The sequence below is a fragment of the Streptomonospora mangrovi genome (assembly GCF_027604915.1).
Classification (GTDB): Bacteria; Actinomycetota; Actinomycetes; order Streptosporangiales; family Streptosporangiaceae; genus Streptomonospora; species Streptomonospora mangrovi.
This window is the reverse complement of the sequence record NZ_JAJAQC010000008.1, coordinates 1-25,342: the sequence shown is the minus strand read 5'-3', so window position 1 is coordinate 25,342 and position 25,342 is coordinate 1. Positions and strand designations below refer to the sequence as shown.

20 protein-coding genes and 1 pseudogene are annotated in these 25,342 nt (G+C 74.0%); 8 read left to right on the top strand and 13 right to left on the bottom strand.

Annotation, left to right across the window (positions count from 1 at the left end; genetic code table 11):
• Positions 1 to 52: 52 nt before the first annotated feature.
• The 4 genes and pseudogenes from recX to LG943_RS06380 form a co-directional block, all read right to left on the bottom strand.
• Positions 53 to 631, bottom strand: a complete 579-nt coding sequence (gene recX / locus LG943_RS06390; protein WP_270071255.1) for a recombination regulator RecX — start codon at positions 629 to 631, stop codon at positions 53 to 55.
• Positions 624 to 3,911, bottom strand: a complete 3,288-nt coding sequence (gene recA / locus LG943_RS06385; RefSeq protein WP_408648559.1) for an intein-containing recombinase RecA — start codon at positions 3,909 to 3,911, stop codon at positions 624 to 626. Before recA ends, recX begins: the two co-directional genes overlap by 8 nt.
• 45 nt (positions 3,912 to 3,956) lie before the next feature.
• A pseudogene (locus LG943_RS27670) lies at positions 3,957 to 4,184 on the bottom strand (recombinase RecA); the annotation flags it as partial.
• A gap of 465 nt (positions 4,185 to 4,649) precedes the next feature.
• Positions 4,650 to 4,844 (bottom strand): DUF3046 domain-containing protein, encoded by a 195-nt coding sequence (locus LG943_RS06380; protein WP_270071253.1) that lies wholly within the window; start codon positions 4,842 to 4,844, stop codon positions 4,650 to 4,652.
• Between the two features lie 144 nt (positions 4,845 to 4,988).
• Here LG943_RS06380 and LG943_RS06375 point away from each other — a divergent pair, with 144 nt between their 5' ends.
• Positions 4,989 to 9,950, top strand: coding sequence for a DEAD/DEAH box helicase (locus LG943_RS06375; protein ID WP_270071252.1), 4,962 nt, complete (start codon positions 4,989 to 4,991; stop codon positions 9,948 to 9,950).
• 568 nt (positions 9,951 to 10,518) lie between these two features.
• On the opposite strand, the gene LG943_RS06370 is transcribed toward LG943_RS06375, so the two are convergent.
• Positions 10,519 to 10,989: a MarR family winged helix-turn-helix transcriptional regulator gene (locus LG943_RS06370; RefSeq protein ID WP_270071251.1), complete on the bottom strand. Its 471-nt coding sequence runs from the start codon at positions 10,987 to 10,989 to the stop codon at positions 10,519 to 10,521.
• 299 nt (positions 10,990 to 11,288) lie between these two features.
• On the opposite strand from LG943_RS06370, the gene LG943_RS06365 reads away from it, so the two are divergent.
• A complete protein-coding gene (locus LG943_RS06365) occupies positions 11,289 to 12,224 on the top strand; it encodes an NADP-dependent oxidoreductase (RefSeq protein ID WP_270071250.1) in 936 nt (311 codons plus the stop codon).
• 67 nt (positions 12,225 to 12,291) lie between these two features.
• Here the strand turns inward: LG943_RS06365 and LG943_RS06360 are convergent, their stop codons facing one another.
• Complete coding sequence (locus LG943_RS06360; protein WP_270071249.1) at positions 12,292 to 12,714, bottom strand: hypothetical protein; 423 nt, start codon at positions 12,712 to 12,714, stop codon at positions 12,292 to 12,294.
• 145 nt (positions 12,715 to 12,859) lie between these two features.
• On the opposite strand from LG943_RS06360, the gene LG943_RS06355 reads away from it, so the two are divergent.
• Positions 12,860 to 13,372, top strand: coding sequence for a GNAT family N-acetyltransferase (locus tag LG943_RS06355; RefSeq protein WP_270071248.1), 513 nt, complete (start codon positions 12,860 to 12,862; stop codon positions 13,370 to 13,372).
• Positions 13,373 to 13,612: 240 nt separating this feature from the next.
• On the opposite strand, the gene LG943_RS06350 is transcribed toward LG943_RS06355, so the two are convergent.
• The gene (locus LG943_RS06350) at positions 13,613 to 14,827 is read right to left on the bottom strand and encodes an ROK family transcriptional regulator (RefSeq protein ID WP_270071247.1); all 1,215 of its coding nucleotides are present in this window, start codon (positions 14,825 to 14,827) and stop codon (positions 13,613 to 13,615) included.
• Positions 14,828 to 15,098: 271 nt separating this feature from the next.
• Between LG943_RS06350 and LG943_RS06345 the strand changes: the two genes are divergently transcribed.
• From LG943_RS06345 to LG943_RS06325, 5 genes are all read left to right on the top strand, one after another.
• Positions 15,099 to 16,391 (top strand): extracellular solute-binding protein, encoded by a 1,293-nt coding sequence (locus tag LG943_RS06345; RefSeq protein WP_270071246.1) that lies wholly within the window; start codon positions 15,099 to 15,101, stop codon positions 16,389 to 16,391.
• A 91-nt stretch (positions 16,392 to 16,482) separates the two neighbouring features.
• Complete coding sequence (locus LG943_RS06340) at positions 16,483 to 17,478, top strand: carbohydrate ABC transporter permease (RefSeq protein ID WP_270071245.1); 996 nt, start codon at positions 16,483 to 16,485, stop codon at positions 17,476 to 17,478.
• Entirely contained in the window at positions 17,475 to 18,407 is a 933-nt protein-coding gene (locus LG943_RS06335) for a carbohydrate ABC transporter permease (protein WP_270071244.1), read from the top strand. The genes LG943_RS06340 and LG943_RS06335 overlap by 4 nt, the downstream gene beginning before the upstream one ends.
• Positions 18,408 to 18,521: 114 nt before the next feature.
• The gene (locus tag LG943_RS06330; protein ID WP_270071243.1) at positions 18,522 to 19,973 is read left to right on the top strand and encodes a glycoside hydrolase family 3 protein; all 1,452 of its coding nucleotides are present in this window, start codon (positions 18,522 to 18,524) and stop codon (positions 19,971 to 19,973) included.
• Positions 19,974 to 20,144: 171 nt separating this feature from the next.
• Entirely contained in the window at positions 20,145 to 20,597 is a 453-nt protein-coding gene (locus LG943_RS06325; protein WP_270071242.1) for an RrF2 family transcriptional regulator, read from the top strand.
• A 123-nt stretch (positions 20,598 to 20,720) separates the two neighbouring features.
• Here the strand turns inward: LG943_RS06325 and LG943_RS06320 are convergent, their stop codons facing one another.
• From LG943_RS06320 to LG943_RS06295, 6 genes are all read right to left on the bottom strand, one after another.
• A complete protein-coding gene (locus LG943_RS06320) occupies positions 20,721 to 21,188 on the bottom strand; it encodes a Dps family protein (RefSeq protein ID WP_270071241.1) in 468 nt (155 codons plus the stop codon).
• 289 nt (positions 21,189 to 21,477) lie between these two features.
• On the bottom strand, positions 21,478 to 21,837 hold the full coding sequence (locus LG943_RS06315) for a helix-turn-helix domain-containing protein (RefSeq protein WP_179766994.1): 360 nt from the start codon (positions 21,835 to 21,837) through the stop codon (positions 21,478 to 21,480).
• A gap of 158 nt (positions 21,838 to 21,995) precedes the next feature.
• Complete coding sequence (locus LG943_RS06310) at positions 21,996 to 22,508, bottom strand: CinA family protein (RefSeq protein ID WP_270071240.1); 513 nt, start codon at positions 22,506 to 22,508, stop codon at positions 21,996 to 21,998.
• Positions 22,509 to 23,108, bottom strand: a complete 600-nt coding sequence (gene pgsA / locus LG943_RS06305) for a CDP-diacylglycerol--glycerol-3-phosphate 3-phosphatidyltransferase (RefSeq protein WP_270071239.1) — start codon at positions 23,106 to 23,108, stop codon at positions 22,509 to 22,511.
• Positions 23,105 to 24,544: a 30S ribosomal protein S12 methylthiotransferase RimO gene (rimO, locus tag LG943_RS06300; protein WP_270071238.1), complete on the bottom strand. Its 1,440-nt coding sequence runs from the start codon at positions 24,542 to 24,544 to the stop codon at positions 23,105 to 23,107. Before rimO ends, pgsA begins: the two co-directional genes overlap by 4 nt.
• A gap of 157 nt (positions 24,545 to 24,701) precedes the next feature.
• Positions 24,702 to 25,342, bottom strand: a 641-nt coding sequence (locus LG943_RS06295) for a DUF4115 domain-containing protein (RefSeq protein WP_270071237.1), incomplete at its 5' end; no start/stop codon positions are given.

The window sequence follows — 25,342 nt, the reverse complement described above, 5'->3', positions numbered from 1 at the left end:
GCCACGGTAGCGGGATCGGCGCCCCGACACCAGCGAGCGGCGTGCCGAGGGGCTACCCGGCCTCGGGATCGGGCAGGTCGAGGTCGTCGCCTTCGGCTTCCATCTCCTCGCGGACGACGCGGTAGGCCAGGCCCGCCGCATACCCCTTGCGCGCCAGCATGCCCAGGGTGCGCCGCGCGCGGACGGCGGGGTCGTGGTCCCGTGTGGCGGCGAGCTTGCGGCGCACCAGGCGGCGGGCGGTGTCCTCCTCCTGGTCGGGGGTGAGGTCGTCCACGGCCTCGCGGACGGTCTCCTCGGCCACGCCGCGCTGGCGCAGCTCGGCCGCCAGCGCGCGGCGGCCGAGCCCGCGCCCGGCGTGGCGGGAGTCGACCCAGGCGTCGGCGAAGGCGGCATCATCGATGATGCCGACCTCGCTGAAGCGGCCGAGCACGGATTCGGCGACGTCGTCGTCGATCCCCCGGCGCCGCAGCGCCTGGGCGAGCTGGGCCCGCGTGCGGGGAGCCGAGGTCAAAAGGCGCAGGCAGATGCCGCGCGCCTTGGCCTCGGGGTCCTCCTCCGCAGCGGGACCGCCGCCCGCCCAGGTGCCGGAGTCGGCCGCGTGGGGCTCATGCCCTTCGCGCGGATCAGGCATCCGCGGTGGGAGCGGCCTTGGTCCGCGTGGCCCGCTTGGCGGGCGCGGCGGCGGGGTCGGCCGCCGACGCGGCGGGGTCCTTGGCGCCCGTGTCCTTGGCCCCGGCCGCCTTGGCGGCGTCGGCCTTGGGGTCGGCGGGCGGCGACCCGGCGGAGTCGTCGCCGGAGGCCCCGGGCACCCCCAGCTTCTCCTTGATCTTCTTCTCGATCTCGTTGGCCATGTCAACGTTCTCGCGCAGGAAGTTCCGCGCGTTCTCCTTGCCCTGGCCCAACTGGGTGCCCTCGTAGGTGTACCAGGCGCCGGACTTGCGCACGACGCCCTGCTCCACCCCGAGGTCGATCAGCCCGCCCTCGCGCGAGACGCCGACCCCGTAGAGGATGTCGAACTCCGCCTGCTTGAACGGCGGAGCCACCTTGTTCTTCACGACCTTGACCCGGGTCCGGTTGCCGACCGCGTCGGTGCCGTCCTTCAACGTCTCGATCCGCCGGACGTCCAGCCGCACCGAGGCGTAGAACTTCAGCGCCCGCCCACCTGTGGTGGTTTCGGGGCTGTTGTGGACCATGACGCCGTCCACGAAGTAGTTGTGACTGCCCTCGACCTCGATGTCGAACCGGCGCATGCTGCGGGTGACCGGCTTGTCGTGGATGTCGAGGATGGGCGCCGCGACAAGCTTCTCCTCCGGCTCGACGAACTCCGGCTCGATCGCGCACCGCCCGCGGAAGCGCGGCAGCAGCTTGTAGTCCATCGACTCGTGGACGTAGGGCGCGACAATCTCCTGGAAGCGCGCCGAGGCCGCGGTGGTGAAGCGGATGAACGCCTTGCGGGCGGAACCGCGCAGGGCCAGGCTGACGTCGAGGCCGTGGGTGTCGCGCAGGTACTCGACGAGCCGCTGGCGGGAGCCGGGGCTCATCGCCTCGACGCAGATCTCGATGCGGCCGCTGCCGCCCTCGGTGCGCGCCTGCACGCCCTTGGAGCGCAGGGTGAAGGAGCCGTCGTCCATGTACCACACGGCCAGGGCCAGTGGGGTGAGGGACTTCAGGAACTCCCAGGTGAAGTGCTTCTTGCCGTCGCCGAAGTAGACGACCTCGCGGAGTTCGCTCAACTCCGGCAGCGGGGTGAAGTCGGTGAAGACGGCGCCCTTGGCATTGGTCGTGCAGGAGTGCCCGATATTGGCCAGCAGCGAGGTCTTCCAGTCGAGATAGGGCTTCTGGGCGGCGCCGTGCCCCATGCGGAACCGGACGCCGGTGCGCCCTCGGCGGTTGGGCGAGAGGTTGCCGTCGCCCATGACGGATCCGAAGACGATCTGGCGCTGCTGCTCGCTCAGGCGGTGGGTCTCGGTGGTCAGCACGCGGTCGCCCACCATGAGTTCGCCGGCCTCGCGCCACCCGCCGGGCGTGCGCACCAGGTGGTTGGGCGTGGCGGCGAACTGCGCCCGGCCGTTCTTGCCGGACTTGGCGACGGTGAACTGGAGGAAGAGGTCGGCGTTGCCGTTGTCGAACCAGTTGACGATCCTGCGCGGCACGACCTTGTCGAGGTCGGGGTCGTAGGACATGACCTCGACGTCCATGCGCTGGTTGACGATCTTGCCGATTTTCTCCTGCGTTCCGTCGGCGAGGGTGACCCGGGTGCCGTACGACATGCACCCGAACATGACGCCGACCTTTTCCCGCAACTGGTTGATGAAGATCGCGGTGGTTCCGGTCTGGTGCAGCGCACCCGCGATCTTGCGGAGCGCCTGGGACATCAGCCGGGCCTGGAGGCCGACGTGGCTGTCGCCCATCTCGCCCTCGATCTCCGCGCGCGGCACCAGGGCGGCCACGGAGTCGACCACCAGGATGGAGACCGCGCCGGAGCGGATCAGCATGTCGGCGATCTCCAGCGCCTGCTCACCGGTGTCGGGCTGGGAAAGCAGGAGTTCGTCGGTGTCGACGCCGATCTTCTTGGCGTATTCGGGGTCGAGCGCGTGCTCGGCGTCGATGAACGCGGCGATCCCCCCCAGCCGCTGGGCACTGGCCACCGCGTGCAGGGCCACCGTGGTGTTGTGCGAGAGGACGCCCTCGGCGACGAAGCTGTGGGTGTCGGGCAGCATGAGGTCGAAGGTGGGCTGAAGGCCACCGTCCTCGATGGCGGTGATCGACTCGTAGGTGTAGGGCGCTTCGGCGAGGTAGCGCAGATAGTCCACGAGCGGCTGGACTGCCGGGCCGGTCAGATGCGGGCGGTCGTCGACCCAGCGGAGGATGGCGCGCAGGGATTCGCGGCTACAGGCCAGGGTGGAGCCGACGCGCATGACGTCGCCCGCGACGTCGTCGAAGTCGCGGTCGCCGCCCAGGTGGTCGCGCAGGCTGCGGATGAGGCCGCCCAGGTGCGGAATGTTCTCGAACTGGGAGTTGCGCACCGAAAGCCGGTAGTGGCGCTCGACCTGCTTGGCCCGGCGCGCCGAGCGGAAGCCGACCTCCTGGAGGAACCGGTGCGCCACCGCCGGGTTGACGACGACACTCCAGTAGGTGCGCTCGTAGGCGGGGTTGTACTTGCTGTAGATCGAGGCGGGCACGCCCAGGCCGTAGAGCAGGAGCTGGACCTCGCGGGCGAGCTGCTCGGAGGCGGTGCCCAACCCGATGGAGGAGGATTCGTCGATCCAGCCGTCGCCCTCGAAGAGGGCGGACAGGAAGGCGCGCTGGGCCTTGTCGCCCGCCGTGCGCACGCAGTGCGGCACGGTCTTGGCGGCGGCGCCGCAGTAGTCGAGGCCGTAGGTGGCGGCGACGTGTTCGCGGACGGCCTTGCCGGGGATGACGTACTCGGTGCAGTTGCTGCCGCTGTATTCGCGGACCTCGGTGTCGAGGATCCAGCGGGCGAGGGCGGAGAACTCGGCACCGACCTCGGGGTCTCCGTTGGTGAACCGCAGGGAGTAGCGCTCGCCCAGCGTGCCCTCGGCGACGAGGTAGCCGAGGAAGACCGCTTCGTCCTCGCTGAGGCCGCCGCCCGAGGCGGCCTCCTTGGCGCCGAACCGGGCCGAGACCACGGTGTCGCCGGTGGCGAGGTCGCCCGCGTTGCGCCAGACGATGTATCCGTCGCGGTTGACGACCCGCAGCGGGTGGTTGCGGGTCACCGTGACCTGTCGGCCGGATTCGAGGGTGACGCGAAGCACCGGCTTGCGGTTGTTGTGCGTGAGGGCGGCGACGGGCTCCAGTTCACCGCGTTCGTTGACGGCGCGGATGCCCTGGTCGCGGATATCGGTCACGCGGCTGGTGCACGACGCCTTCTGCCCGGCCCGCGCGAACAGCTCCTCGACGGTTTCGAGGCCGCGGTCGGTCCAGACCCGGGTGTCGGCGACCAGACACTTACCGCTCGATTCCGGTCCGTAGATCTCCACAATTCGCCCACGCGGAATTCCGCCGATTCCCAATGCGATATCCAGGGAAATCGCCCCGGTGGGGATGGACTCGATCGGGGGGCGGTTGTCATCGCCTAGGCGCATGACGGAGCCCTTGCCGAACTGGCGCTCGATCTGCGCGAGCGCGGTTTCGAGAGCCTTCTCTCGGTCAGCAGCAGCCACGGGGAACCCCTGTTGGGTCGACGTCTTCTTCTTCATGTTGAGAGCGACGCTACGCGGTCGTGAGGACAATCCTCGACCGGGTCCGCGCTCCTGTGGACAACCGCCGCGGCCGGTGTGCGGCTGCGGTGGTCGTGGTCGCTCGCGGACGCCCGACCTGCGGGGCGTCGTGGTCCGCCGGAGGCCGATGAGACACACCACCGGCCCCGGATTCACCACCAGCCTACCCGAACCTCTGTTCGATCGCGTGTTTTCCCCACCCGTGCGGGCGGGTCGAGGGCGGTGCGGGCGCGAGGCGGCACCCGGACATCGTCGCAGATCAGGCCGGTAACACGGCGATCCGGCGGATACCGGGGCGATTGGTCGGCGCACGGCCGGGCGCGCGCGGCTCGCGGGTCCGCCCGCCTCTCTCGGACGCGGGGCCGCCGGGCGCCCGGCGCCCGGCGCGGGGAATCCGGCCGGGCGGTGTCAGCGCGCCGCCGCCGGCAGGTCGAAGGTGTCGCAGACGGCCCGCCAGACCTCCTTGGCGCTGACGCCGTCGGCCAGCGCCTGCTGGACCGTGCGCGACCCCAGCCCCTCGATCACGTGGTCGCGGGCGAGGCTGTCGGCGTAGCCCTCGCCGAACTGGTCGTACATGCGCTGCCAGAATTGCGAGATTCTCATCCCCACCAGTATCGGCGCCCGCGCAAGCGCGCGCACCCACCGCGCGCACCCCGCCACCCGCGCCCCCCTGCCCCGCTGCCGCACCTCCCTTCCCCGCCGCGCGGATCACCTGTTTCGTCAGTGCCGCGTTGCAGACTGGTTCCCATGGTGTCCAATCCCCAGTCCGGCGCCCGCGGCGGCGCGGCCGGCGGCGACCCGCCGGACCGGTTCTCCCCCGCCACGCGCGCCTGGTTCCGCGGCGCGTTCCCCGGCGGTGCCACCCCCGCGCAGGCCGGGGCCTGGGACTCCATCGCCAGGGGCGACAACACCCTGGTGGTCGCGCCCACGGGTTCGGGCAAGACGCTGTCGGCGTTCCTGTGGGCGCTGGACCGCCTGGCCACCGATCCGGTGCCCGACGACCGCGCGCTGCGCTGCCGGGTGCTCTACGTCTCACCGCTGAAGGCGCTGGCCACCGACATCGAGCGCAACCTGCGGGCGCCGCTCTCGGGCATCCGGCGCGCCGCCGAGCGGATCGGCGCCCCCGTCCCCGCGCTGTCGGTGGGCGTGCGCACCGGCGACACCCCGGCCGGCGAGCGCCGCGCCCTGGCCACCGCGCCGCCCGACATCCTCATCACCACCCCCGAGTCGCTGTTCCTGGTCCTCACCTCCCAGGCCCGCGCCGGGCTGCGGGGCGTGCGCACCGTGATCGTCGACGAGGTCCACGCGCTGGCGGGCACCAAGCGCGGGGCGCACCTGGCGCTCACCCTGGAGCGGCTGGAGGCCATGCTGGAGCGCCCCGCGCAGCGCATCGGCCTGTCGGCCACGGTCCGTCCGCACGACGAGGTCGCGCGGTTCCTCGGCGGCACCCGCCCTGCCACGGTGGTGGCGCCGCCGAGCGCCCCCTCGATCGACGTGCGCATCGCCGTGCCGGTCGAGGACATGACCGAACTGGAGGCGTCGGAGGCGCCCTCGCGCGGCGACGACCGCGCCGCCAAGGCCCGCACCTCCATCTGGCCCCACGTCGAGGAGAAGGTCCTCGACCTGGTCGAGGCGCACCGCTCCTCGATCGTGTTCTGCAACTCTCGGCGGGTGGCCGAGCGGCTGTGCGCCCGGCTGAACGAACTGGCGGCGGAGCGGAGCGCCGTCGACCGCGGCCTCGACCCCGCCGCCGCCCCCGACCCCGGCGGCGCGGCCGGCGGCCCGCCCGGCGCGCCTTCCCTCGCGCCGGGCGGGCCGGCGGTGCCGCGCCTGGCCCCGGCCGAGGTGATGGCCGAGGCCGGGCAGACCTCGGGGGTCGAGGCGGGTGTGGTGGCGCGGGCGCACCACGGCTCGGTGTCCAAGGCCGAGCGCGCGCGGATCGAGGACGACCTCAAGTCCGGTCGGCTGCCGTGCGTGGTGGCCACCTCCAGCCTGGAGCTGGGCATCGACATGGGCGCGGTCGACCTGGTGGTGCAGGTGGAGTCGCCGCCGTCGGTGGCCAGCGGCCTCCAGCGGGTGGGGCGCGCGGGCCACCAGGTGGGCGAGGTCTCGCGCGGGGTGCTGTTCCCGAAGTTCCGCGGCGACCTGCTGACCTCGGCGGTGGTGGTGGAGCGCATGCGGGCGGGCGCCATCGAGGAGCTGCGGATGCCGCTGAATCCGCTGGACGTCCTGGCCCAGCAGGTGGTGGCCATGGCCGCGATGGACGAGTGGCGGGTGTCCGACCTCGCCGCCCTGGTGCGGCGGGCCGCACCGTTCGCCTCCCTGCCCGACTCCGCGCTGTCGGGGGTGCTGGACATGCTGTCGGGCCGCTACCCCTCCGACGAGTTCGCCGAGCTGCGCCCGCGCCTGGTGTGGGACCGCGACGCCGGCGGCCCGGGATCGGGCGGCACGGTGGCGGGCCGGCCGGGGGCGCAGCGGCTGGCGGTGACCAGCGGCGGCACCATCCCCGACCGCGGCACCTACGCGGTGCACCTGGCCGGGGGCGGCGGGGGCGGCCCCACCCGGGTGGGCGAGCTTGATGAGGAGATGGTCTACGAGTCCCGCGTGGGCGACGTGTTCGTGCTGGGCGCGAGCGCCTGGCGCATCGAGAACATCACCGCCGACCGGGTGCTGGTGTCGCCGGCGCCGGGGCGCCCGGGCCGGCTGCCGTTCTGGAAGGCCGACGCGCTGGGCCGCCCGGCCGAGCTGGGCCGGGCCATCGGCGCCCTGACCCGGGAGCTGGGCGGCATGGACACCCCCGAGGCGCTGCGCCGGGCGGCCGCGGCCGGGCTGGACGACTGGGCGGCGGCGAACCTGGTCGGGTACCTCGCCGAGCAGGAGGAGTCCACCGGCCGGGTGCCCGACGAGCGCACGATCGTGGTGGAGCGGTTCCGCGACGAACTGGGCGACTGGCGGGCGGTGGTGCACTCCCCGCTGGGCGCGCGGGTGCACGCGCCGTGGGCGCTGGTGATCGGCGCGCGGCTGCGGGAGCGCTACGGCCTGGACGCGCAGGTGGTGCACGGCGACGACGGCATCGTGGTGCGGCTGCCCGACGTCGAGGACTCCCCCGAGGCCGCCGACTCCGCCGGCGGGGGTCCGGGGCGCCGCCCGCGCTCCCGCGCGGCGGGTGCGGGCGGTGCGGGCGGGCTGGCGGAGTCGCTGGTGGTGGCGCCCGAGGACGTCGAGGACGCGGTCACCGCCGAGCTGGGCGGTTCGGCGCTGTTCGCGGCCCGGTTCCGGGAGTGCGCGGCGCGGGCGCTGCTGCTGCCGCGCCGGCGGCCGGGCCGGCGGATGCCGCTGTGGCAGCAGCGGCAGCGCTCGGCGCAACTGCTGTCGGTGGCGGGGCGCTACGGGTCGTTCCCGATCGTGCTGGAGGCGGTGCGCGAGTGCCTGCGCGACGTGTTCGACGTGGGCGGGCTGACCGAGCTGATGGCCGACATCCGGGCGCGTCGGGTGCGGGTGGTCGAGGTCGAGACCCCGCGCGCCTCCCCGTTCGCCCAGTCGCTGCTGATGGGCTACACGGCGGTGTTCCTGTACGAGGGCGACGCCCCGCTTGCGGAGCTGCGGGCCCAGGCGCTGACGCTGGACTCCGGGCTGCTGGCGGAGCTGCTGGGCCAGGCCGACCTGCGCGAACTCCTCGACTCCGAGGTGGTCGCCGAGTACGACTCCTGGTTGCAGCGGCTGCTGCCCGAGCGCCGGGTGGACCCCGCCTCGGGCCGCGAGGGCGCCGCCGACCTGCTGCGTGAGCTGGGGCCGCTGTCCACCCGGGAGGCCGAGGAGCGCGGGGTGGCGGCGGGGTCGCTGGCGGAACTCGCGGCGGCGCGGCGGGCGATCGAGGTCGTGGTCGCCGGTGAGCACCGGTGGGCGGCGGTCGAGGACGCCGCGCGGCTGCGCGACGGCGCGGGGGTGGCGCTGCCGGAGTGGCTGGAGGCGCCGGGCCGTCGCGGTGGCACGGGCGGTGGCGCGGGCGCGGGCGCGGACGGCGGCACGGGCGCAGGCGGCAGTGCCGACGCGGGTGGCCGGAAGGACGCCAGTCCGGAAGGCGGGGCGGGCACCGGTACGGAGGCGGCCGACGGCACGGCCTTCGCGGGCGCGGCCGAGGTGTTCGCGGCCCCGGTGCCCGACCCGCTGGGCGACCTGGTGTCGCGCTACGCCCGCACGCACGGGCCGTTCCGCGCCGACGACGCGGCCGCGCGGTTCGGGCTGGAGCGGGGGCGGGTGGTCGAGGTCCTGCGTCGGCTGGCCGGGGACGGCCGGGTGGTGGAGGGCGAGTTCCGCCCCGGCGGCCGGGGCACGGAGTGGTGCGACACCGACGTCCTGCGGGCGCTGCGGCGGCGCTCGATCGCGCGGCTGCGCCGCGAGGTGGAGCCCGTGCCGCAGCGGGCGCTGGGCCGGTTCGTTCCGGCGTGGCAGCACGTCGGCGCGCTGGGGGCCGGTCCCGCCTCGCCGGGGGGCGGGCGGCGGCTGCGCGGCCCCGACGCGGTGTACTCCGCGGTGGAGTCGCTGCGGGGCGCGCCGGTGCCCGCGTCGGCACTGGAGTCGCTGGTGCTGCCCGCCCGGGTGGAAAGCTACTCCCCGCCGCTGCTGGACGAACTCACCCAAGCCGGCGAGGTGCTGTGGGCGGGCGCGGGTCCGATGACCGGCAACGACGGCTGGGTGTGCCTGGTCACCGCCGAGGAGGCGGCGGCCCTGCTGCCCGAGCCCGCCGACGACGACTCCCCGGGCACCCCCGCGCGGGCGGCGGTCCTGGCGGCGCTGCGCGAGGGCGGCGCGCTGTTCTTCCGCGACATCGCCGACCGGGTGGCGCGCGCCGAGGGTGCGGCGGCGGTCTCCGACGCCGCGATCGTGGCGGCGCTGTGGGACCTGGTGTGGTCGGGGCGGGTGGGCAACGACTCCGTGGCGCCGCTGCGGGCGCTGCTGGGCGCGGGCGGGACCGCCCACCGCAGCCGGTCGCGGCGCCCGGCCATGCCCACCCGCACGGGGCCGCCCACGGCGGCGGGCCGGTGGTGGCTGCTGCCGGAGCGCGAGCCCGACCCCACCCGCCGCCTGGCGGCGGGCACGGGCGCGCTGCTGGACCGCTACGGGGTGGTCACCCGGGGGTCGGTGGTGGCCGAGCAGGTGCGCCGGGGAGACCGCCGCCGAGCGGGCGGCGCGGGCGGGTTCAGCGCGGTCTACCCGGTGCTGCGCGGCTTCGAGGAGGCGGGCCGGGCGCGGCGCGGCTACTTCGTGGAGGGCCTGGGCGCGGCCCAGTTCGCGCTGCCCGGCGCGGTGGACCGCCTGCGGGGCATGGCCGAGGACGCCGCCGAGCCGCCGCTGGTGCTGGCGGCGGCCGACCCGGCGAACGTGTACGGCGCGGCGCTGCCGTGGCCGCCCGCCTCCGACGCGGCGGGCCGCCCGGGGCGCAAGGCAGGAGCCCTGGTGGTGATCGACGACGGCGCGCTGACCCTGTACCTGGAACGCGGCGGCCGCTCGGCCCTGACCTTCGGGTCGCCGCCGCCGGCCCTGCACCGCGCGGCCCAAGCCTTGGCCGCCACGGTCAGCGCGGGCGGCACCGACTCCCTGACCGTGGAACGCGCCGATGGAGAGCCGGTTTTCAGCACCCCTCTGGACACCGCCCTGACCGAGGCCGGCTTCCACGCCACCCCCAAGGGCCTCCGCCTGAGACGCTGACCCGCAACCGGAGCAGAGAGTGCGAGCGCCGCACGGTCTCGCCCGGCCCGGACAGGATCTGCCCCAGCCCTCAAGGCCGGTGGTGGCACTGAACCGACGCATCCCCTACCGCCGCCGCGCCGAATGCAGTGGAAGTAATCGAAAACGCCACCCTCGGCAGACAGCACCCCAGGTCAATAAGTGTGCTCCCCGCGCATGCGGGGATGGTCCCGTCGCTGCTGATGATCAGGCACCGCCTCTCCGGTGCTCCCCGCGCATGCGGGGATGGTCCCAACTTGGGCGGCGCCCGGTTGTCAACGGCCTTGTGCTCCCAGCGCACGCGGGGATGGTCCCACCGCGCCCATGTAGTCGTAGCACTCCGCGCAGTGCTCCCCACGTACGCGGGGATGGTCCAGTCGACCAGCAGCACGCGCCGCCCAGACTCGGCGTGCTCTCCGCGCGCGGGGATGGGCCTGGCCCGTGAGGTGGTGGCGATGGTGGGCGACAGTGCTCCGCGCATGCGGGGATGGTTGACGTACGCACCACCCACGTTCCGGGGTTGACTGGATGCCCCGCCTGAGGATGGCGCTCAGCCTCCTTCGAGTTCCCGGCGGACCGTGGCTGCGATGCGGGTGAGTGCGGTCCCGAGGTGGCGGCGCTGGGCGGCGGTGAGGGGATCGAACACGAGCCGCTTCACCTGCGCGACGTGTTCCGGTGCGCTCTCGACAAGCTTCTGCCGACCGGTGTCGGTCAGGGTGGCCAAGGTGTAGCGACCGTCGCCGGGGTCGGGGCGGCGGGCGACCCAGTCGCGGGCTTCGAACCGGTCCATCACCTTCGACAGGCGGGGCTGGGTGCTGTCGCAGACCCGGGCCAGGTCGCTGAGCCGCATCGTGGCTTCATCCGCCATGGACAGCCGGGCCAGGACCCCGTACTCGAAGTTGGAGATACCGGCCTCCCGCTGCAACTGGCGGTCGAGGGCCGCCGGGAGGGCGATCACGACCGTGAGCAGCGCCTGCCACAGGTCCTGCTGTTCGTCGTCAAGCCAGGGTTGGGCGTCCATGACCTTCATCATACTTGCCCAGGCAACACGAATGACTTGCCTAGGCAACCGTGAACGAGCTACCTTTCACTTGCCTAGGCAAGTGAAGGCACTTGCCTAGGCAAGCGAAGAAGCTGGTTTTGACGCCCACGCCCGGGGCGCCGCCGATGGTCCCGGCAGCGCCGTGAGCGCCATCGACCGAGTGGTGATGGGCAACTCCACCCGGTCGGTGCGGCTGACCTGAGCGCCACGACGCGCTTCACCTTCCCCGTTCGCCCATCACTCGGCGACGACATCACCACACCCTGGAGGAAAGTGTCATGAAGGCAGTCCGTTTCCACGAGTTCGGCGGCAGCGAGGTCCTGCGCTACGAGGACGTCGACCGTCCGGTCCCCGGCGCCGGGCAGGTGCTGGTGCGGGTGGCGGCCACGTCGTTCAACCCGGTCGACGACCACATCCGCGCCGGTGTCCTGGCCGAGATGCTCCCGATCGCTCTCCCCTACGTGCCGGGGATCGACCTCGCGGGCACCGTCGCCGAGCTCGGCGCGGGCGTGACGGGCCTGGACGTCGGCGACCGGGTCGTGGCGATGCTCCCCCTCGACTCCGCCGGCGGGGCCGCCGAGTACGCGCTCGTCCCGGCCGGGTCCCTGGCCCCGGCGCCTCGGACGGTCGAGCTTGTCGACGCCGCGGCGCTGCCGCTGACCGGCCTGGCGGCCTGGCAGACGACCTTTGAACTCGCCGAGCTGAAGCCCGGCCAGACCGTCCTGGTCAACGGGGCGGGGGGTGCGGTGGGCAGCCTCGTGGTGCAGCTCGCGGTCGACGCGGGAGCGCACGTGGTCGCGGTGGACGCGCCGCGGCATGCCGACCGCCTCCGGGGCTACGGCGCGGACCGGGTCGTCGGCCCCCTCGACCTCGCCGCGGGCCCGGCCGCCGTGGGCGGTCCGTTCCAGGTCGTGGTGAACCATGTGCGTGTCTCCCCGGAGGAACTCGCGCGCCTGACGGACTACGTCGCCGACGGCGGGGTCGCCGCCAGCACGGCCGGCCCGATTCCCGAGGCCCCCGCGCGGAAGGTGCGCAGCGCGAGCCTGTGGGTCCGCGGCGACGGAGCCCAACTGACGGAGCTTGTCGCCAAGGTGGACGCCGGCACGCTCCGGCTGCACGTCGCCGCTCACCGCCCGGTGGCCGAGCTGGCCGCCGTGCATGAGGACGCCGCCGCCGGGCGGCTGCCCGGCAAGACCGTCGTGCTCGCTCCTTGATCACGCCCTGACCGCACCCGGCCGGGCCGCCGGCCGTTCGCTCTCCCGCCGGTGGGCGGCCCGCAGGTTACGGCGGGGCGGGGCGGGACGGTGGGGGCTTGGGGGAAGGGGGGTCCGACGAGGCGGTGGGGGGTGCCGAAGGGGACGTTGACGGCTCGGGGTGGGTGGGGCGGCGGCAGGTGGGGCAGGTGCGGGTGGCGATGAAGGTGGCGGTGCCGCAGTAGACGCAGTGGCAGGTCTCGACGGACCGCTCGCCTGAGGTGGCCTCCTCCACCGGGACCCACTCCACGCGGATCTCCGACCGGGAGTTGAACTTGCGCGGCAGCGGCTTGGCGCAGCGCCAGCAGTCGGCGAGGAAGCCCCGGTCGGCGTTGACCATCGCCTGGCAGTTGGGGCAGTAGGCGAACCACAGCAGCGCGTGGCCGTCGTCGCCGGCGGGTACGGCGACACGGGGACCGTGTACCGCTCTGCCCCGCTCGACGTTGTCCATGGCGCCGAAGCGTACCGAAGATCCGCTCCGCGCCGCAGATGAACCCCGTTGTGTCCCCCGGGGAAATCCGCTCGCGGGCGCCGCCTGGCCGACGGCATCATGGCGGGCGTCCGACCGCCGCCGCACCGACCCGCTGGGACCGCCGATGCCCGACCTCCCCGCCGTGCCGATCCGCCCCCTGCTTCCCGAGGACGTCGAGGACGTCGTCGCGGTGAGCCTGGCCGCCGACACCCTGTTCGCCGAGGCCGGGCTGGTGCTGCCGCCCGACGACCCGCGCGCGATGCTGCGGGAGGCGCGCTGGGTGCTGGTGGCGCACTCCCCCGTGCGGGGCCTGGCGGCGCTGACCGTGCTCGACGGCGCGGCGCACCTGGAGCAGCTCGCCGTCCACCCCGACCACGGGCGGCGCGGGGTGGGCTCGGCGCTGCTGGAGGCCGCCTGCGCGTTCGCGCGCGAGCGCGGCTTCGCCGCGATGACGCTGACGACCTTCCGCAACGTGGGCTGGAACGCGCCCTGGTACGCCCGGCGCGGGTTCGCCGAGCTGCCGCGCGAGCGGTGGGGGCCGCAACTGCGGGCGCAGTGGCGGACGGAGGAGGCGGCGGGGATCATGGTGGCGCCGCGCATCGCGATGCGGCGCCCCCTGGACGGCTCCCCGGGCTGAGCCCCACCCGCGCGGCCGTCCGGCCTCGCGCGTGACGCGCACCCCGCCCGCTCACCGCTGAGCCCCCCGCACGCGCCCCCGTCTCCTCCCCACGCGCACGTCCACCCGGGCTCCTCCGCACGCCCCCGCCGGAACCCGCCTTCCCGGTGCCCCCGTTCCCGGCCCGCTCATGCCGCACGGCTCCTCTTGCCGCCCCGGACCGGCTGGACGGCTCGCCCCCGCCCCCGTCCGCCCGCGCCGCTAGCCCACCGTCGAGTCGAACACGTCCTCCCGCGCGTGCTGGAGGGCGCGCAGCAGCGCGCCCCTCAGCACCGGCGACTCCACGCGGCCCACGCCCACCTGCGGGGCGTTGGGGCCGATGCGGGCCGTGGCGCGGGCGACCCGCTGGGCGAGGTTGTCCCCGCCGCCCTGGGCGACCTCTCCGCCCAGCACCACCAGCCCCGGGTCCAGCACCACGCACACCGCCGCCACGCCCCGGGCGATGCGCTCGGCCAGCTCGTCCAGGAACGCGTCGCCCCCGGCTCCGGCCGCGCACGCCGCCGACAGGAGTTCGCCGACGTCCTTGCCGGTGAACCCGTGGCTCTCGCCCAGCGCGCGGATCTCCTGTGCGCCCACGAGCGCCTGGAACCCGTGGGCGATGGTGGGCTGGTCGCGGGTGCGGCGCAGCGAGTGGTAGTCGCCCGGCAGGCCGACGTCGCCGGGCAGCGGCGCGCCGGGCACCGGCAGGTAGCCGATCTCGCCCGCGCCGCCGGTGACCCCGGTGTGGATGCGGTCGTCCAGCATGATCGCCATGCCGACACCGCCGCCCTTGCCCAGCCAGATGAGGACGAAGTCGGAGACGTCCTCGGCCGCCCCCTCGGCGTGCTCGGCCAGCGCGGCGAGGTTGACGTCGTTCTCGATGCGCACGAACGGCCCGAGGTCGGTCCGCAGCGCCTGGAAGGCGCCTTCCAGCCAGGTGTGCAGGTCGAACGAGAACCGGACGCCGCCCGTGCGCGGATCGACCACCCCGGGGGTGCCGATGGTGGCGCCGCTGAGCCGGTCCAGCGGCACCTCGCAGCGCCGCAGCAGGTCCATGACGGCGGCGTGCACGCGCTCTCCGGGGTCGCCGGTCTCGGCGGGGTCGACGGTGAAGTCGCCGATGACCTGCCCGGTGATGTCGGCGACGGCGCCGGTGACCTCGTCGGCGCGCACGTCCAGCGCCAGCGCGTAGGCGCTGGAGGGCACCACGGCGTACAGCGCGGCGTTGGGCCCGCGCCCGCCGGCCTGGCTGCCGACGACGTGCACCAGGTGGCGCTCCTCCAGGCGGGCCAGCAACTGCGAGGCGGTCACCTTGGACAGGCCGGTCTCCTGGCCCAACTGGGTGCGCGTCAGCGGACCCGACGCCAGCAGAAGCTCCAGGGCGGCCCGGTCGTTGAGTTGGCGCAGCAGGCGTGGAGTCCCCGGACGTCGAGACATAACCGTGACACCCCGTTCTCTATTCATTAGGAAAGTTTCTTGTTAGTTTAACGGCCAATCCGGACCCGGCGCCGCACCGGCGCCCTCTCAAGGCCCTTCCGGCGGCGCGCCGGGCGGGGCGGACCGACCACAGGTGCCATCCCAGCACACCCCTGCACACCCCTCGAACCGACGACGAAGCCCGCACCGCGCTTGCAGCCGACCCGAGATGTACGGGGGCGTCTTCTCGACGCAACGTCGCGCGTGGCGACGCGTGAAGGGAGTTACCAGCATGAGATCCCTGAAGACCGCAACCGTGACGACGGCGGTGCTGCTGGCCGCAGCCGCCTGCGGCCAGGGCGGGTCGGGGGGCGGCACCGACCCCTCCGAGGCGCCCGAGAGCCTGACCGTGTGGGTCATGGGCACCGCCAACGACCCGCTCAAGGAGTACTTCGACACCGTCGAGCAGCGCTACCAGGAGACCTACCCCGAGACCGCCGTCGAGGTGGAGTTCATCCCCTGGCCCGACGCCCAGCAGTCCATCAACAACGCGCTGGCCGGCGGCGACGCCCCCGACGTCCTGGAGGTCGGCAACGACCAGGTCGCCAACTGGGCCGCCCAGGGCGCCGTCCTGGACATCACCTCCCACGCCGAGGAGTGGGACGCCGTGGCCGACATGGACCAGGCCGCGGTGGAGTACGGCACCTACGACGGCGCCCAGTACGGCATCCCGTGGTTCGCGGGCGTGCGCACCCTCTACTACCGCGCCGACTGGCTCGAGGACATCGGCATGGAGCCGCCCACCACCTGGGACGAACTGGTGGAGGTCGCCAAGGCCATCGAGGAGGAGAAGGACGTCCCCGGCTTCGCCGCCCCCACCGACTTCACCAACGGCATCGCCAGCTTCATCTGGAGCAACGGCGGCGAGATCGCCACGCGCGAGGGCGACTCCTGGCAGGGGCAGCTCACCTCGCCCGAGACCCAGGAGGCCATCGAGTTCTACGCCGGCCTGACCGCCGAGGAGGAGGTCTCCCCGCAGTCCTACGTCGGTGAGAACGAACTGGTGCCGCTGGCCGACATGGCCAACGGCGAGGTCGGCATGTACATCGACGGCGGCTGGGCGCTGACCTCCATGGAGGAGCAGGCCGAGGACCCGGCCGTGCTGGAGGAGATCGGCGCCGCGCCCATCCCCGGCGCCGAGGGCACCGCCCCGGCGTTCGCCGGCGGCTCCGCGCTGACCGTCTTCGCCACCACCGAGCACCCCGACTTCGCGTTCGAGCTGCTCAAGGTTATGGGCGACAAGGAGGGCGGCAAGGGCTACGCCGACGCCGCCGGCTACTTCCCCGCCTACCCGGAGATGCTCGACGACGAGTCCTACCAGTCCGACCCGCTCACCGCGGCCGCCGCCGAGCAGATGCGCAACACCAAGTTCTTCCCGACCACCCCCAACTGGAACGCCGCCGACCAGGACGGCAAGATCCTGCCGGGCGCGGTCCTGGACATCGTCCGCGGCGAGGACCCCGACGAGGTCCTCCAGGCGGCCAACGAGGAGCTGACCCAGGTCCTCAACGAGCCCGTCGAGTAGCCCGACCGTCCGACCGGCCGGGGCGGCGCACCACCCCTCACGCCGCCCCGGCCCCACGAACCGGTCCTCGACCCGATTGCGAAGTCCCGCCATGGCACAGACCGCCGAAGCCGTACGAGGCCAGAGCCCTCCGGCACCGCCGCCCCCCGGGCCGCCCACCCCGCCCCGGCCGCGCCGCCGCAAGATCCCCACCCCCTACCTGCTGATCGCCCCCGCCCTGGTGCTGCTGGCCCTGGTGCAGATCGGGCCGATCCTCCAGATGGTGTGGAACTCGCTGCACAGCTACACCGTCCGCCACCTGCTGCCCACGGCCCCGGCGCCGGAGTGGAACAGCTTCGCGCACTACACCACGCTGCTCTCCGACGCCGAGTTCTGGATGATCCTGCGCAACACCGTGGTGGTGTGCGCGCTCATGGTGGGCGTGACCATGATCCTGGGCACGGCCGTGGGCAACCTGCTGCACCGGCTGCCGCGCTGGTTCTCGGTGACCGTCTCGATCGGCATGATGCTGGCCTGGGCCACCCCCGCCATCAGCGCCTCGCTGGTGTTCCGCTGGCTGTTCCTGCCCGAGCGCGGGCTGGCCAACGTGGCGCTGGACCGGCTGCCCGACTGGCTGGTGGGCGGCGGCTGGCTGGACTACAACTGGTTCCTGGAGCCGGTGCCGCTGTTCACCGTGCTGATCCTGGTGATCGTGTGGCAGTCGTTCCCGTTCGTGGCGGTGTCGGTGCTGGCCGGCCTCAAGAGCATCCCCGACGAGCTGTACGAGGCCGCGCGGGTGGACGGCGCGGGCGGGTGGCGGTCGTTCTGGAGCATCACGTTCCCGATGCTGCGCCCGCTGTTCGCACTGCTGCTGGTGCTCCAGATCATCTGGGACCTGCGGGTGTTCACCCAGCTCTACATCCTGGCCAACAGCTTCCAGAACAAGTCGGTGTACCTGCTGTCCTACTACATCTACCAGCAGGGGTTCTCGGCCAGCCCGGCCAACTACGGCATGGGCTCGGCGATCGCGGTGGTCATGACGGTCATGATCCTCGCCGTCACCGCCTACTACCTGCGCATCATGATCCGCCAGGGGGAGACCCGATGACCGCGACGACGACCCGCGCCGGCCTGCCCGGCGCCGCCCGCCCGCCGCGCCGGCGCCGCACCCCGCTGCCGGTGCTGCTGCGCCGCTCGGGCTCTTACGCCGCCGGCGCCGCCGTGCTGGTGTTCTCGGTGTTCCCCGTCTACTGGATGGTGGCCACCGCGTTCAAACCGGTCGGCGAGATCTTCTCCAAGGACGTGCGGCTGTTCCCCGGCAGCCTCACCCTGGAGCACTTCGACCGGGTGATCAACGGCGAGCTGATCCCCGGGGTGAACTTCTGGGAGTTCCTCACCAACAGCCTGCTGGTGACGCTGGGCTCGGTGGCGGCCGGCGCGCTGCTGTCGCTGCTGGCGGCCGTGGCGGTGGCCCGGTTCCGGTTCAAGATGCGCACCGCCTTCATCATGGTGCTGATGGTGATCCAGATGGTGCCCTGCGAGGCGCTGATCATCTCCATCTTCATCAACTTCCGCCGCCTCCAGGACGCCTCGGGCGTGCAGATGCTGGGCAACCTCACCGGCATCCTCATCGTCTACACCGCGTTCTCCCTGCCCATCACGATCATGATGCTGCGCGGGTTCGTCGCCGCGGTGCCCCGGGAGCTGGAGGAGGCCGCCGCCATCGACGGCGCCGGCCCCTGGACGGTGTTCTGGCGGATCCTGATGCCGCTGGTGGCGCCGGGCCTGGTGGCCGCCAGCATCTTCGCCTTCATCACCGCCTGGAACGAGTTCATCGTCGCGCTGACGTTCCTGGGCCGCAGCACCGAGGAGTACACGCTGCCGCTGTCGCTGTCCTACTACTTCGGCCGCTTCGGCACCGAGTGGGGCGCGATCATGGCGGCCTCCACCCTGCTCACCCTGCCGGTGATGGCGTTCTTCCTGTTCGTCCAGCGCCGCATGGTCTCGGGCCTGACCATGGGCGCGGTCAAGGGCTGACCCCTCCGGCCCGCCGCCGCCCGCCCCGCGTGCCGCGCCCCGCCCCGGGCGCGGCGCGCCCGCGCCCGCCCACCCTGCGCGGTCGCCCCCTCACCCCAGTGAACGGAGTTCCCCATGCCCGCAGATCCCCAGCTCGACCGCCTCGCCAACGCGACGCTGCTGGTGCCCTTCGAGTCCTACGACGCGCCGCGCTGGGTGCTGGACGGGCTCGCCGAGGGCGTGGCCGGCGTCTGCCTGTTCCACAACAACATCGCCGACGCCGAGCAGGTGACGGCCCTGAACCGGCGCCTGGCCGAGGCCGCCGACTCCCCCCTGGTGTCCCTGGACGAGGAGGGCGGCGACGTCACCCGCATCGGCCAGCGCGAGGGCAGCGGCTATCCCGGCAACGCGGCCCTGGGCGCGGTGGACGACCCCGAGCTGACGCGGGCGGTGCACCGCTCGCTGGGCGCCGAGCTGAGCGAGCTGGGCTTCACCCTGGACCTCGCGCCCTCGGCCGACGTCAACACGGTCGCGGAGAACCCGGGGATCGGCACCCGCTCCTTCGGCGCCGACCCGGCGCTGGTGGCCCGCCACACCGCCGCCGCCGTCGCCGGCCTCCAGGAGGGCGGCGTCGCGGCCTGCGCCAAGCACTTCCCCGGCCACGGCGCCACCCACCAGGACTCCCACACCGAGCTGCCCGTCATCGACGCCGACCGCGACCTGCTGTTCGCCCGCGAACTGCTGCCGTTCCGGGCGGCGGTGGAGGCGGGGGTGCAGGCGGTGCTGACCGCCCACATCCGGCTGCCCCAACTGGGCCTGACCGGTGCGGCGACCCTGGCGCCCAGCGTCGTCCACGGGCTGCTGCGCACCGAACTGGGCTTCACCGGGACGGTCATCACCGACGCGTTGGACATGGCCGGGGTGAGCGCGCGCATCGGGATCCCCGAGGCGGCGGTGCGGGCCCTGGCCGCCGGGTGCGACCTGCTGTGCCTGGGCCGGTTCGTCTACGCCGACCAGGTGGCGGCCATCCGCGCGGCCATCACCGCGGCGGTGGCCGAGGGCCGCCTCAGCGGCGAGCGGCTGGAGGAGGCGGCCGAGCGCACCGCGCGGCTGCGCGCCTGGACCGCCGGGCGCCCGCGCGGGGCGCGGGTGGCCGACATCGGGCTGGACTCCGCGCGGCGGGCGGTGCGGGTGCAGGGCACCGTCCCCGCGCTGCGCGACCCGGTGGTGGTGGAGATAGACGCCCCGCCGGGGATCGCCGTGGGCGAGGTGCCGTGGGGCCTGGCGCCGTGGTTCCCGCACACCGAGCGGCTGGACGCCGAGGCGGCCGCGCCCGAGCGGGTGCTGGCCTCGGCGCGGGGGCGCGGCCTGGTCGTGGTGGTGCGCGACGCCCACCGCTACCCCCGCACCCGGGCGCTGGTGGCCGAGCTGTGCCGGCAGCGCCCCGACGCGGTGGTGGTGGAGATGGGCCTGCCCGCCTGGCGGCCGGAGTGCGCCGCCTACATCAGCACCTACGGTGCGGCGCGGGTCAACGGGCAGAGCGCGGCGGAGGTGCTGGGTGCGCCCGCCGGGGCGTCGGTAGGCTGAAGGGGTCCCCGCGCGGGCGCACCCCCGGGCGCGCCCGCGGCCCCGCCCGTCCCCGCGCCCGTTTCCCGGCCGCACCGGTAGGAGAAGTACAGATGCAGGTCACCGCCCCGCGTGAGCCACACGTTCGCCCCGCTGACGCGGCCTCCCCAGCCGTCACGGCATAATCGCAGCATGCGCCTTTCTGCCCGGGTCGACTACGCGTTGCGTGCCGCGGCCGAACTCGCCGCCGCCAGTGGCGGTCCGGTGACGGCCGAACAACTGGCGCGCGCCCAGGCCATCCCCGGAAAGTTCCTGGAGAACATCCTCACCCAACTGCGCCGCGCGGGCCTGGTGCGCAGCCAGCGCGGCCCTGTGGGCGGCTACTGGCTGGCGCGTCCCCCGTCCGACATCTCCCTGGCCGACGTCATCCGCGCCGTCGACGGCCCGCTGGCCAACGTCCGCGGCGAGCGCCCCGAGCACGTCGACTACGACGGCGCGGCCCGCAGCCTCCAGCAGGTGTGGATCGCGCTGCGCGCCAGCGAGCGCTCGATCCTGGAGAGCGTGACCCTGGAGGACGTCTCGACCGGGCGGCTGCCGGCCACGGTGCGCACCCTGGCCGAGGACCCCGACGCCTGGGCGAGCTGACCCGCCCCTCCCACTCCCCTGCCCCTCCCCTGCCCCGGACATGACGGCGCCGGCGGCGCGCGGCCGCCGGCGGGTGGGCGGCGGGCCGGGTGCGGCCCGCCCGCGCCGTGGTCTCCCGGCGCGCTAGCGCATGGCCTCGAACATCCAGTGCTGCTGCTCCAGGTCCTCGGCCGCGGCGATGAGCTGGTCCTGGGTGACGGGGTCGGGCTCCTCGGTGGCGGCGATGCGCTCGCGGAACCGCTGGACGACCCCGCTCAGGGCGTCGGTGATCACCGCGATGACCTTGTCGTCCTGGAGGTAGCCGGGGTCGGGCTGGGAGATCTGGGTGTCGGCGGCGACCTTGGTGGAGCGCCCGTCGGGGTTGACGCCGATGGCCACCGCGCGCTCGGCCAGCACGTCGGTGTGGTTGCGCGCCACCTCGACGAGTTCGTCGAGCTGAAGGTGCACCGACCGGAACGAGCGCCCGATGACGTTCCAGTGGGCCTGCTTGGCAAGCAGGGAGAGGTCGATCAGGTCGACCACGGCGCCCTGGAGCGCCTCACCGGTGGCCTTGCGGGCGTCGGTGTCGAGCGGTCCGTGGATCTTCTGCATAACGTTCATCCCCCGATGTGCCGTTTGCGTTTCCAGCAGACCACCTGCCCGACATAACGGGCGGGAAACACCGGCGGCGCGCGGTGCCCGGAACTCCGGGGCCGGGTTTCCACGGGCGTGGTCCCGGGGCAGGGCGGCGAGCGCGGGGCGGCTCACACGAGTGGCGCACAAAAGCGCGGCGCCGGCCGCTTTGGGTGAGCGGCCGGCGTCGTCGCCGTGTGTGTGCGGCCCGCGGGGCGGCGGGCCGGAGTTGTGTACGGAGCGGGTGGGCCGGGGACCGCGGGCGGTGCTACACGCCCACCATGTCCACGACGTCGGGAACGCGGTCGGGCACCGAGTCGATACCCAGGCGGTCGGGGGAGGGCACGGAGTCGGCCGGAACCGATCCGCTGAGCAGCGCGGCCTCCTGGAGCTCGGCGAGAGCGAGCTGGTCGGCGACCTCACGCAGCACCTGGGAGAGCGGAACGCCCAGGGCGCCGCAGATCGAGGAGAGCAGCTCGGAGGACGCCTCCTTCTGCCCGCGCTCGACCTCGGACAAGTACCCCAACGAAACCCGAGCATCGGCCGACACCTCGCGGAGGGTGCGGCCCTGTCGCTGCCGAAGCCGCCGTAGCACGTCACCAAGTAGGTGACGAAGCAGGACCATCATTCGCGCTCCCTCCCACCGGTAGCGACCTTCATACAAAACACCGTACCTGTCCTAGGCCCGATCGTCGCACCTCACGCCGTGCTGTTCGCTGGAGGGGTAACACGATCTTGGTGTCGGTTTGTTCCCCGGAAACCCCGGTTGGAACGGCGGTGGGGCCGTTATTTGCCCGTGATCGTCGCCACCTCGGCGGCCAGCAGGAAAAGGGCCTGATCAGTGGTGGAGTAACGGATGTCCGCCCGGTCGCCGGTGAGACGCAGTTCGCACACCCGGCCGCTGCCGCTGGGACCGGAGACCGCCGCGAACACGGTGCCCACGGCCCGGCCGTCCTGCGGCTCGGGCCCGGCCACCCCGGTGACGGCGAGGCCGAATGTGGCCGCGAGGTTTAGCCGCGCGCCCCGCGCCATCGCGGCCGCGACGTCGGGGTGGACCGCGCCGTGGGCGGCCAGCAGGTCGCGCGGCACCCCCAGCAGGTCGGCCTTGAGGTCGGTGGCGTAGGCCACCACCCCGCCCCGGTAGGTGGCCGAGGCGCCGGGCACCGCGGTGAGGGTCGCCCCGATCAGCCCGCCGGTGAGCGACTCGGCGGTGGCCGCCGTGGCGCCGGCCGCCGCGAGCGCGCGGTGCACCGCCGCGGCGGCCTCCAGGCCGCCGCCGGCGGGCGCGGGCGCGCCCACCTAGGCCGCCGGGCCGGATGTGGTGTCGCGGCGGCGCAGCCGCAGGGCCTGCACCACGTAGTCGCCGCCGGTCCACAGGGTGACCGCCAGCGCGGCGGCCATCACCACGTGGGCCACGATCGTCAGCGGCTCGGGCAGCGGGAACAGGTAGACCGAGATCGCCACCACCTGGAGCACGGTCTTGAGCTTGCCGCCGCGGCTGGCCGGGATCACGCCGTGGCGGATCACCGCGAACCGCAGCGCGGTCACGCCCCACTCGCGCACCAGGATCGCGATGGTCACCCACCACCACAGCTCGCCCAGCAGAGAGAGCACCACCAGCGCGGCGCCGGTCAGCGCCTTGTCGGCGATGGGGTCGGCGATCTTGCCGAAGTCGGTGACGAGGTTGTGCCGCCGGGCCAGCTCGCCGTCGACGCGGTCGGTGATGGCGGCCACCACGAACACCGCGAAGGCGGCGAACCGCCAGCCGGGGTGCTCCAGGAACATGAACACCACGAACAGCGGCACCATCACCAGCCGGGTGACGGTCAGGATGTTGGCGATGTTCCACAGCGGGACGGGCTGGGGCGGGGGCTCGGGCGCGGCCCCGCCGGTGCTCATCGGGCAACCGAGGGGTCGGTGGCGGCCTCGGCGACCAGGTCGGCGCCCAGCGCCTCGGTGACCGTGGCCGGCACGATGTCGCCCACGCGCAGGCCGTCGCCGTGGACGACGGTGCTGCCGTCGACCTCGGGGGCCTGGTGGGCGGCGCGGCCCTCGTAGGCGCCGTCGCCCAGGTCGGTCTCGATGAGGACGTCGACCGTGGAGCCGACGCGCTTCTCGGATCGCTGCGCCATGAGTTCCTCCGCTAGCCGGTTGAGCCGGTCGACCCGCTCGCCGACGGTGTCCTCGGGGAGCTTGCCGGAGTACCCGGCCGCCTCGGTGCCCTCCTCGTCGGAGTAGCCGAAGACGCCGATGGCGTCGAGCCGGGCCTCCTCCAGGAACGCCACCAGTTCGGCGTAGTCCGCGTCGGTCTCCCCGGGGAAACCGACGATGAAGTTGGAGCGAACACCCGCCTCGGGCGCCGCCGCCCGCACGGTCGCCAGCAGCTCCAGGAACCGCTCGCGGTCGCCGAAGCGGCGCATGCGGCGCAGCAGCGGGCCGCTGGCGTGCTGGAAGGACAGGTCGAAGTAGGGCACCACGCCCGGGGTTCCGGTCAGCACCTCGACCAGCCCGGGGCGGGTCTCGGCCGGCTGGAGGTAGCTGACGCGCACCCGCGCGATGCCCTCGACGGCGGCCAGGCGCGGCAGCAGCTTCTCCAGGGCGCGCAGGTCGCCCAGGTCCTTGCCGTAGGAGGTGGAGTTCTCGCTGACCAGGAACAGCTCGCGCACGCCCTGGCCGGCCAGCCACTCGGCCTCGCGCACGACCTCGTCGGGGTGGCGCGAGATGTAGGCGCCGCGGAAGGCGGGGATGGCGCAGAAGGTGCAGCGGCGGTCGCAGCCCGAGGCGATCTTGAGGTTGGCCACCGGGCCGCCGGTGAGGCGGCGGCGCGGCACGCGAGGACCCGAGGCGGGTGCCACGCCCTCGGGCAGCGGCTCGATGGCGGCGTGGCCGGGGACGTGGGTGCCGGGGGCGCCGTGGCGCTCCACGGGCGAGATCGGCAGCAGGGTGCGGCGGTCGCGCGGGTCGTGGGGGGTGAGCGGGCGGCCGTTGAGGACGTCGTCGAGCCGCTCGGAGATGTGGGTGTAGTCGTCGAAACCGATGACCTGGGCCTCGGGCAGGGCCTTGGCGAGTTCCGAGCCGTAGCGCTCGGCCATGCACCCGGCGGCCACGACCTTGGTGCCGTCCTCGGCGGAGCTGAGCAGGGCCTCGATGGAGTCCTGCTTGGCGGCGTCGATGAAGCCGCAGGTGTTGACGACCACCACGTCGGCCTTCGCACCGCCCTCGCCGTCGACGAGGTCCCAGCCGCCGGCGGCGAGCCGGCCGGCCAGCTCTTCGGAGTCGACTTCGTTGCGGGCGCAGCCGAGGGTGACGAGTGAGACTGTACGGCGCGATGACATGGCTTCCAAGGGGCTTGAGGAGGTCGGGGCGCATGGTACGGCGGGGTGCCGCGCCCCTACCAGGGTAGAACCTCGGCCCGGGGGGTTGTGCCCGAGTGCCGCCCCTCGCGGTGCCGGCGGGCGGCCGGCGGGGGCGGCGGGGCCGCCCCCGCGCGCGTCAGACCAGGTCGACGGCAGCGTAGCGGACGTCGGCCACTCGGCCGGTGTCGCCCAGCGGCCCCCGGTCCTGCCCGTTGACCCGCACGTGCACCGCCGACGCCTTGCCGGCGTGCAGCCGCAGCTCGTCGGGGTGGGCGAAGGTCCGCACGTGACCGCGCTCCATGATGCCGGTGTAGTGGTCGCGGCCGTCGGGGTCGGTGATCCGCACCCACACGCGGTCGGTGGCGGCCAGGGTGAGGCGGACTTCCTCGGCCTTGCGCTCGCCGCTGACGACCGCGCTGAGGTCGCCGCCGCGCTCGGGCGCCGCCGCGGCCTGGCCGCCGGGCCGGGCCACGACGGCGCCGCCCGCGCGCTCGCGGGACTCCTCGTCGGGCCAGGCGCGCACGGCGGCGAAGATCGCGGCGCCCACCAGGGCGGCCACCACCAGCAGCGGCCAGGAGCGGCGCGCGGCGGCGGCGATGGCGGCGGGCACGGCGAGGGCGCGCCGGCCCCGGCGGCGCGGCGGTGCGGCGGTGTCCTCGGCCTTCGGGGCGCCGGCCTCGGCGGGGCCGGCGTCGGCGGCCGCGCGGCCGCCCTCGCCGGTCTCGTCGGTCCCGGCGGCGGCCGGCCGCTGCCCGGCGGGGCGGGCGGTGCCCGCCC